The organism is Meiothermus sp., assembly GCF_025060375.1.
Classification (GTDB): Bacteria; Deinococcota; Deinococci; order Deinococcales; family Thermaceae; genus Meiothermus.
Map to the genome: position 1 here is coordinate 25922 of NZ_JANXCG010000064.1, position 8748 is coordinate 34669.

Below are 8748 nucleotides of genomic sequence, written 5' to 3' on the forward strand. Positions count from 1 at the left end.
GTTCTATCCCTTTCTGAGGGGCTGGCCCAGTTGGGGGGCGTTGTGGGGGCTCGAGCCCCGCCTAAGCGACCACTCCGGCCATCCAGAGGCCCAGCTTCTCCTCTGTGGCCTCGTCGGCCTTTAGCTCGCCCATAATGCGACCCTCAAACATCACCAAGATTCGGTCAGACAGCGAGCGGACCTCGTTTAGGTCGGCCGAGACCAGCAGCACCGCCATTCCCTGGTCGCGGGCCCGCACGATCTGCTCGTGGATGAACTTTATGGCCCCGATGTCCACCCCACGGGTCGGCTGGGCGGCCACCAGCAGCCTGGGGCCCCGGCTCAGCTCCCGCCCCACGACGATTTTCTGGGCGTTGCCCCCTGAGTAGCGCCGTGCCGCCAGGCCGGTGCTGCGGGGCCGCACATCAAAGGCCTCCACGATGCGCTGGGCGTTGGCCTCAATCTGCTCCGCGTTCAAAAACCCGAGGAAGCCTGCGTTGGGCGGCCGGTAGTGGTCGCCCAGGATGAGGTTCTCCCGGGTGGTGAAGTCGAGCACCAGCCCCCTGGCGTTGCGGTCCTCGGGGATGTGTGAAACCCCCCACGCCCGCACCGTGCGAGCGTTTGGCCGAAGGGGCTGGCCCCCGTACTTGATCTGCCCCTCGTAGGGCCTGAGGCCTGTGATGGCCTCTACCAGCTCGGTCTGGCCGTTGCCCTCTACCCCGGCGATGCCCACAATCTCCCCAGCCCGTACCTCAAAGCTCACCCCGTTCAGGCGGTGCTTTCTGTCCTTCCCGTGCACCCTCAGGTTCTCCACCTTGAGCACCACCTCCTTGGGCCTGGCCTGGCCTTTTTCCACCGAGAGGATGACCTCCCGCCCCACCATCATCCGGGCCAGCTCGGCTACGCTGGTCTCAGGGGTGTTCACTGTGCCCACCACCCGGCCATCCCGGATGACGGTGACCCGGTCGGACAGCTTGATGACCTCGGCCAGCTTGTGGCTGATGAAGATGACCGCGTTGCCCTGGGCCACGTACCGGCGGAGAAAGGTGAAGAGCTCGTCGGCCTCCTGTGGGGTTAAGACCGCGGTGGGCTCGTCTAGGATGAGGATGCGGGCCTTGCGGTAGAGGGCCTTGATGATTTCCACCCGCTGCTGGAGCCCCACGGGTAGCTCCTCTACCGGGGTGTCCAGGGGCAGGTTAAACTCCAGCTCCCGCATCAGGGCCTCCACCTCGGCTCGAGCCCGTGCCAGGTCAATCTGCGCTCCCTGCCGGGGCTCGGCGCCCAGGATGATGTTCTCCAGCACCGTGAAGGGGTCCACCAGCATGAAGTGCTGGTGCACCATGCCAATGCCCAGGGCGATGGCCTCGCGGGGTTCGCTGATCTGGGCCGGCCGCCCGTCCACAAGGATCTCCCCCTGGTCGGGCCTGACCAGGCCGTAGACGATCTTCATCAGGGTGGATTTACCGGCCCCGTTTTCCCCTACCACCGCCAGCACCTCCCCCCAGCGCACCTGGAGGGAGATGCGGTCGTTGGCCAGGACCAGTGGGTAGCGCTTGGTGATGTTCCTGAGTTCCAGGGCCACCGCCCCCTTCGCCGCTTGCGGGTTCATGCCCTCAATCATACAAAGAACCCAGGGGGGGCACCCCTGGGCCGGTGGGGCCGCGCGGTCTAGCGCCTATCGGGCACCTTGAGGGCCCCGGAGATGATCTGGCTGCGGATCACGGCCAAGCGGTTGATGACCGCCTGGGGAATGAGGGCCCGGTTGTAGTCGTCCAGGGCGTAGCCTACCCCGTTGTTGCTGAGGCCAAACTCGCGCACCCCACCCTTGAAGTTGCCCTCCTTGACGGACTTGATCACCTCGTAGGTGGCCACGTCCACCCGCTTGAGCATGGAGGTGAGGACGTGGTTCAGGGTGCGGGGGTTGTTGTCGGTGTCGCCCAGGTAGTTTTGGTTGGCGTCCACCCCAATCATGAACATCGGCCGGGTGGTGGCCGCCGGGCAGGAGCGCTCGTAGGCCGCATAGCGGGGCACGCTAGAGCCGTTGTTGGAGATGAAGCGCACGCCGGAGGGCAGCTCGTTTTGCTTTAGGCAGCGTTGCTGCTTCACGAAGTCGAGCACCCCGAGCCCGCTGGCTCCCGCCGCGGCGTAGATGATGTCGGCCCCCTGCTTGGCCTGGGCGCTGGCGATCTCCTTGGCCTTACCGGGGTCGTTCCAGGCGGTGGGGGTGTTGCCTACGTAGTTGATGAGCACCCGCGGGTTGGCGATGCCCCGCTCGCGCATCCCCGCAATGGCTCCGGCCCGGTAGCCCTGCTCAAACTTGTGGATCAGGGGGATGTCCATCCCACCCACGAAGCCCACCACACCGGTGTTGGTTAGGCGGCCTGCGATGTAGCCCACCAGGTAGCTGCCCTCGTGCTCACGGAAGACCAGGCCCACCGCGTTCTCGCACTTGCCCTCGCAGGGTACCGAATCGATTACGGCGAACTTGATGTCCTTGAACTCCCGGGCGTTTCTGGTGATGGAGGGCTCGTTGGCAAAGCCTACCCCGATGATGAGGTCAAAGCCCTCCTCGGCGAAGCGGCGGATGCCCTGACCTACCTGGCCGGGGTCGGCCGGCTCAAAGTCGAAAACCCTTACCCCAAGCTCCCGAGCAGCCCGCTGGGCCCCCTCGAAGGTGGACTGGTTGAAGCTGCGGTCGTTTTTCCCGCCGGCATCAAAGGCCATGCCCACCCGGATCTCCTGGGCCAGGCCCAGGCTGAGGGCGGTAGCGGCGGCTACCCATAGGACGGCGAGTCTCTTCATGACGGCTTCCTCCTTGCGAAGCACGGGCTATATAGCCACTGGCCTCCGGCATTATAGTCGAGAATGCCGCAGGCGTGAAAGGGGCTTGGTGAAGCGGGCAGGGGAGGTGCTAGCATTGCGCTATGCCTACGCCTTCGGCAAAGCAACGCATTCTGGAACTCAGGGAGCTGATCCGCTACCACAACTACCGCTACTATGTGCTGGATGATCCCGAGATATCCGATGCGGAGTACGACCGGCTGATGGAGGAGCTTCGGAGGTTGGAGGAGGCCCACCCTGAGCTCATCACCCCCGACTCGCCCACCCAGACCGTTGGCAGCAGCATCCTCGAGACTCCCTTTACCCCCCTGCCCCACCCTACCCGGATGTACTCCCTGGCCAACGCTTTTTCCAGGGAGGATTTGGCCGACTTTGAGGCCAGCATCGCCCGTATGCTGGGCCGGGAGGGGCCCTTTGAGTACGCCTTGGAGTATAAGATTGACGGTCTTTCGATCAACCTGGTCTACGAGGGGGGGGTGTTGGTGCGGGGCCTGACCCGGGGGGATGGGGTGGTGGGGGAGGAGGTAACCCCCAACCTGCTTTCCATTCCCGATATCCCCCGCAGGCTGCCCGAGCCTTTGGACCTGGAGGTGCGGGGTGAGGTCTACCTACCCATAGAGACCTTTTTGCGGCTCAACGCCGAGCTCGAGGAGGCCGGCGAGGCCCCCTTCAAGAACCCCCGCAACGCCGCTGCGGGGAGCCTCCGGCAGAAAGACCCCAAGGTGAGCGCCCGCCGGGGTCTGCGGGGGCTTTTTTACGGGGTGGGACGACACGAGGGGCTGGCGGTGCGGACCCAGCTCGAGCTGCGGGAGCGGCTGGCTGAGATGGGCTTTTCCGTGGCGCCCCACCACCGGCGGGCCCTTGGGGTGGAGGGGGTGGAGGAGGGCTACCGGGCCATGCTGGAGCGCCGGCGCAGCCTGCCCTTTGAGGCCGATGGGGTGACGGTGAAGCTCAACGACCTCTCCTTGTGGGAGGAGCTGGGTTACACTGCCAAGACCCCCCGGTTCGCCATCGCCTACAAGTTTCCCGCTGAGGAGAAGCCCACCCGGGTGCTGCGGGTGGTCTTTCAGGTGGGGCGCACCGGGCGGGTTACCCCGGTGGCCGAGCTCGAGCCCGTCCTCCTGGACGGCTCCACGGTGAGCCGGGTTACCCTTCACAACGAGAGCTACGTGCAGGAACTGGGGCTGCGGGTTGGGGATACGGTGCTCGTGCACAAGGCCGGCGGGGTGATTCCGGAGGTGCTCCGGGTGCTCACCGAGGCCTCCCGGGGCGAGCACCCGGTGGAGTGGCCCAGCCACTGCCCGGAGTGCGGCAGCGGGCTGGTTCTCTCGGGGAAGATTCACCTCTGCCCCAACCCCCTCTGCCCGGCCAAGGCCTTTGAGGCCATACGCCACTTTGCCAGCCGCCGGGCCATGGATATCCAGGGCCTGGGGGAGAAGCTGATTGAGCAGCTTCTGGAGGCTGGCTTGGTGCGCGATGCGGCCGACCTCTATCAGCTCAAGAAGGAGGACCTCGTCGGGCTCGAGCGGATGGGGGAGCGGAGCGCCCAGAACCTGCTGGAGCAGATCGAGGCCAGCAAGGGCCGGGGGCTGGAGCGGCTGCTTTACGCCCTGGGCATCCCCCAGGTGGGGGAGAGCACCGCCCGGGCCTTGGCCCGTCGCTTTGGGCACCTGGACCGAATCCTGGAGGCCAGCGTGGAGGAGCTGGACGCGGTTCCGGACATCGCCGAGGCCACCGCCCAGGCCATCCACCAGGCCCTGGCCCAGCCCCAGATGCGCCGCTTTGTGGAGCGGCTGCGGGCTGCTGGGGTGAACTTTGAGGCCAAGGAGAAGCCGCAGAGCCGCGCCCTGGAGGGCCTGACCTTTGTGCTCACCGGGGAGCTTTCCCGCCCCAGGGAGGAGGTGGCGCGGCTTCTGGAAGCCCACGGGGCCAAGGTAGCGGGCTCGGTAAGCCGGAAGACCCACTACGTGGTGGCCGGGCCTGGGGCTGGCTCCAAGCTGGCCAGGGCCCAGGAGCTGGGCGTGCCGGTGCTGGACGAGGAGGGGCTGAAGGCCCTGCTGCAGGAGCGGGTAGGGGTGGAGGCCTGGTAACCCTCAGCGGCAAAGGTCGCTCGAGCAGACATCCAGCACGGCCCACTCGCGCCCCGCCTCGCTCTTCACCCTCAGCTTGAGGTAAAGCCGACCTCCCTCGGTCCAGTAGCGGTCCCCGCTGCTGGCCTCGAACTCCGCTCTGGAGGCCGCCCGGGCCAGGCGGTTGCGGTTGTCAATCCAGTAGTCGCGGTAGATGTAGGGCTCGCCGCTGTAGGGTACGGTCACATAGACGAAGTCCCCCGGTTCGCTGTCCTCCAGCCGAAGCCTGAGCCGGCGGGGTAGCCCGCCGCTGGCCTCCAGGGTGTAGGTGCGGCCCTTGATGACCGTGGCCCCGAAGAACCGGGGGTCGTTGGGGGCCCCCCACATGCGGAAGACCGGCCGTCCGCCGTCCTCGCGGGTCAGGGAGACCGGGCCGATGTTCTCCCCGCTCTCGCTCCGGATGTGCAGCCGGGCGTAGCCGTAGCCGCAGATCCTGGCGTTCCACTCCGCGCGCGCCTCGCAGCCGGTGTCCCACAGGAAGGGGTTGTTGAGCACCACCGCATGGCCCTGCCTGCCGCTCACCGAGCCGTCCAGGTCCACGAAGACGCTGCCCCGGTAGCCGTCGGCGCTCTGGCCCCTGCTCAGCTCCTCTGGGGTGGGTTCGGGCCGGGGGGGCAGATAGACCGCCTTGGCGTTGGTGAAGCGGGCCCTCTCGGCGAAGTTGCGGCTGTCGATGTCGAAGCTGGTAAAGCGCAGGTAGCTCAGGGCCCCGGCCTCGCGGATGGTGCGGTGGGCACCTTGGGCGTTGTGGATTTCCAGGGGCTGGAAGTTCACAAACTCCACGTTGCGGAAGCCCACCTTGCCGTCGTAGAACTCAAACCCCCGTATGGGAAAGTTGTCCTGGATGGGGCCGGCGCTGCTGGCCCAGGGGCGGGGCAGGCTGCGGCCATCCGCTCCGCGAAACTCCCAGTCGCGCGGGAACCCCTTGTTGGCGCTGTCCCCCACAATGAGGGAGTCCTCCAGGGTGGTGGCCCGGGAGGCGAAGGTAACCCCGATGGCGTTGTCGGCCAGCCGGGCTCCGGTTACCTTGTGGTTCAGGCCCCGCAGCCAGATGGCGTTGCCGCGGTGCTTATAGGCGGTGAAGTTCTTGAACTCGGCCACCACCGGGGGGTTGAGGGCGTCGTTGTACTGGTTCTGCGTGTCGGCTGGCCGGGTGCGGGGGTTGTAGACCGCGCTCTCGGCCTCCAGGGTATCCCGGTTGGGGCCGCGGTCCACCATCAGCCCATCCCAGCTCGAGTGGGACACATTCCCCGAAAACTCCCCCAAAGGGGTGCGGCGGGGCCAGATGGTGGTGGTGGCCGAGGGGCCGGTGGGGTTTTCGGGCAGGGCATACCAGAACCCAATGCCGTCGGAGCCGGCCGCCACGTTGTTGCGCACGGTGTTGGCCGGGTGGGTAATCCAGAAGGTGGCGGGGGTTCTATCGGTGGGGATGACCGGTTGCTCGCCCCGGCTGGCCTCGGGCCGTCGGGTCAGGAGGCCCAGGTTGCCCTCCAGCAGGTTTTGGGTCTCGGCCCCGTCCTCCAGGAAGTAGCAGTGGCCCACAGCGTTGTAGGCCACGTTGCCTACCACCTCCACCCCGCTGGTCCCGTGGATGGTGATGCAGCGGTTGAAGCTTTCGTGAATGGAGGTGTGCTTGATGTACTGGCCCCGGGCCTCGCCCACCAGGTGCCAGTGGACGGGGTAGCGGGCCAGCCGGTTGCGCTGGCCCATGCGGCGGAGCTCCACTCCCGAGATGCGCATGGAGCTGCCCATCATGGCCATGATGTGCCCACCGAAGCCGTTGATGGCCGAGGCTTCGTCGCCCTGCACCACCACGTTGCGCGAGAGCAGGCCCACCTCCCCACGCTGGTCCACGCCAAAGGTGACCTCGCCGAAGTGGGGAAACTCGAGGGGGCGGTCCAGGGTTAGGGTGTTGCCCGAGATGGCCACGATGGTCCGCACCTCGGCCTGGCGGGGGTCGTAGTCGGTGGAGGCAAGCACGATGCGGTCCCCTACCCGCCATCCGCTGGCGTTCAGCACGGCAATTTCCCGAGCGCCTCGAGGGGCGCTCTGGGCCAGCTTGGTCCAGCCCGGGCGGGGTTCGCCATGCAGCTCGAGCACCCCCCCCATCACCCCCAGCACCTTGGTGCCCATGCCCATCTGGTCTTCCTCCGGGTTGTTGCCGGTGAGGGTGATGACCGCTCGCTGCCGGAAGGGCTCCTGAGGGGTGCCGACCTCGAGCCGCCCATGGACCATAATCCAGTCGGCGCTGAGCTCCAGGTCCTTTCGGTCAAAGCGCAGCGCGCCATAGATGTTGAGCCCCCTCAAGGGGGGTGGGCTCACGTCCAGGACAACGCCCAGATCAGGGGGGATGTTGACCACCTCGTTTGCCCGGGGGACCTGCCCGCTGGGCCAGGTCCGGGGGTCCGACCAGGCCCCCCAGCGCTGGGGGCCGCCGGGGGGCTCGCTCTGCCCAGCGCAGCCCGCGGCCAGCAGTAGGAAGACGCTCCAAAGAAGGTTGCGCATAGGGTAGAGGCACCGCCGGGGGCGGCTTAGCCCCAAGGTACAGAAGGGCTGCCTTCCCCTTGTTTGAAGGGGATTAACCCGGCTTAATGGGGGCCTGGTGGCTGTTCGCGGAAGGGCCCAAGGCCCCGGCTACGGCCAGGAGAAAGGGGTAGTAGACCCAGGCGGAGAAAAAGGTGAAGTCGGTGGTGTTCAGCAGCAGAACGGCACCTAGAAGGGTGAGGGCGGCCCAGGCCCGCCGCCTTGCCAGGGCCCACCCCACCCCCGCCAGCCAGAGCCCGAGGGCCACCAGGGCCAGCAGCCCCCCTTCCGCCAGCAGTTGCAACCCCAGGTTGTGGGCGTGGCCGGGGGAGTACTCAATGGCCCCCCTCGGGGGGTGCAGGTCAAAGTAGAGGGGAAAGTGTCCGAAACCAACCCCTCCTAGAGGGTGTTCGCGGAAGGCCTGCCAGGCCACCTGCCAGAACTGGAGCCGGGCCTGGGCGTTGCTGTCCAGGGTCAGGGCCTGGGCTAGGCGGCCCAGCAGCTCGGGCTCCGCCAGGGCCACTCCGGCCAGCAGCCCCCCCGCGCCCAGGGCCAACCAGCGGTAGCGCCCCAGGCTCCATCCCCAGGCCGCGCCCAGGAGCAGCAGGGCCCAGAAGGCCGTGCGGCTTCCGGAAAGCCAGAGCGTTGCCGCGGCCACCGCCAGCGCCACCCCGCCCAGCCGCCGCCCACCCAGGGCCCAGACCAGGCCAGCGGCCGCCACCGCCCCGTGGCCCAGGAAGTTGGGCTGGGGGGTGAGGCCGGCCGCCCGCGCGCCTGGACCCGCCTCGAGCCACTGCCACCCCGCGTAGCCCAGGTGGGCCAGCATCCCGAGCAGCACCCCCCAGGCCACCACAGAGGGCGGCACCACCCGGAGCAGCCAGACCCCAGCCTGCAAGACCAAAAATCCTAGCAAGGCCGCGCCTACCCACCACCCCAGGCGCCACTCGAGCCCTTTGAGAGTAGGCCCCAGCCGGTAGGGGGTGGGGCGGGAGCCTTCCTCCAGCTGGGGCCAGCCCACCTCCAGGTAAGTGTAATCTCCCCCCTCGTTGAAGAAGTCGATGGCCCGCACCGCGCTATCCCCCTCCTGGGCGGTGTAGCTGGCCCAGACCCGCCACACCCCGGGGGCCACCAGCTCCTTTTGTGTGGGCACCGGGTGGTGCCCCCTCTGGGTGAAGAAGGTGATCCTGAGCCGGGCCTCGCGGCCATCGTGCCGCAGGTAGAAGCTCTGGGTGTAGGTCTTGCCCGGCTCGAGGGGGTACCACTTATTCATGAAAAA

5 protein-coding genes are annotated in these 8748 nt (G+C 67.5%); 1 reads left to right on the plus strand and 4 read right to left on the minus strand.

Annotated features, from left to right (window positions below):
• Positions 1–61: 61 nt before the first annotated feature.
• Both NZ849_RS08380 and NZ849_RS08385 read right to left on the minus strand, forming a co-directional pair.
• Positions 62–1588 carry an ABC transporter ATP-binding protein gene (locus NZ849_RS08380; protein ID WP_295406066.1) on the minus strand — a complete coding sequence of 509 codons (1527 nt, stop codon included), beginning with the start codon at positions 1586–1588 and terminating at the stop codon, positions 62–64.
• 59 nt (positions 1589–1647) lie between these two features.
• Entirely contained in the window at positions 1648–2781 is a 1134-nt protein-coding gene (locus NZ849_RS08385; protein WP_295406068.1) for a BMP family ABC transporter substrate-binding protein, read from the minus strand.
• Between the two features lie 122 nt (positions 2782–2903).
• On the opposite strand from NZ849_RS08385, the gene ligA reads away from it, so the two are divergent.
• Entirely contained in the window at positions 2904–4910 is a 2007-nt protein-coding gene (gene ligA / locus NZ849_RS08390) for an NAD-dependent DNA ligase LigA (RefSeq protein WP_295406070.1), read from the plus strand.
• Positions 4911–4913: 3 nt separating this feature from the next.
• Here ligA and NZ849_RS08395 read toward each other — a convergent pair whose 3' ends face one another.
• Both NZ849_RS08395 and NZ849_RS08400 read right to left on the minus strand, forming a co-directional pair.
• Positions 4914–7454 carry a G8 domain-containing protein gene (locus NZ849_RS08395; protein WP_295406072.1) on the minus strand — a complete coding sequence of 847 codons (2541 nt, stop codon included), beginning with the start codon at positions 7452–7454 and terminating at the stop codon, positions 4914–4916.
• A gap of 73 nt (positions 7455–7527) precedes the next feature.
• On the minus strand, positions 7528–8748 hold a 1221-nt coding region (locus tag NZ849_RS08400; RefSeq protein ID WP_295406074.1), incomplete at its 5' end, for an O-antigen ligase.

Coding starts and splice junctions, on each gene's coding strand:
- NZ849_RS08395 (WP_295406072.1), bottom strand. CDS start 7,454: ATGCGCAACCTTCTTTGGAGCGTCTTCCTACTGCTGGCCGCGGGCTGC.
- NZ849_RS08380 (WP_295406066.1), bottom strand. CDS start 1,588: ATGAACCCGCAAGCGGCGAAGGGGGCGGTGGCCCTGGAACTCAGGAAC.
- ligA (WP_295406070.1), top strand. CDS start 2,904: ATGCCTACGCCTTCGGCAAAGCAACGCATTCTGGAACTCAGGGAGCTG.
- NZ849_RS08385 (WP_295406068.1), bottom strand. CDS start 2,781: ATGAAGAGACTCGCCGTCCTATGGGTAGCCGCCGCTACCGCCCTCAGC.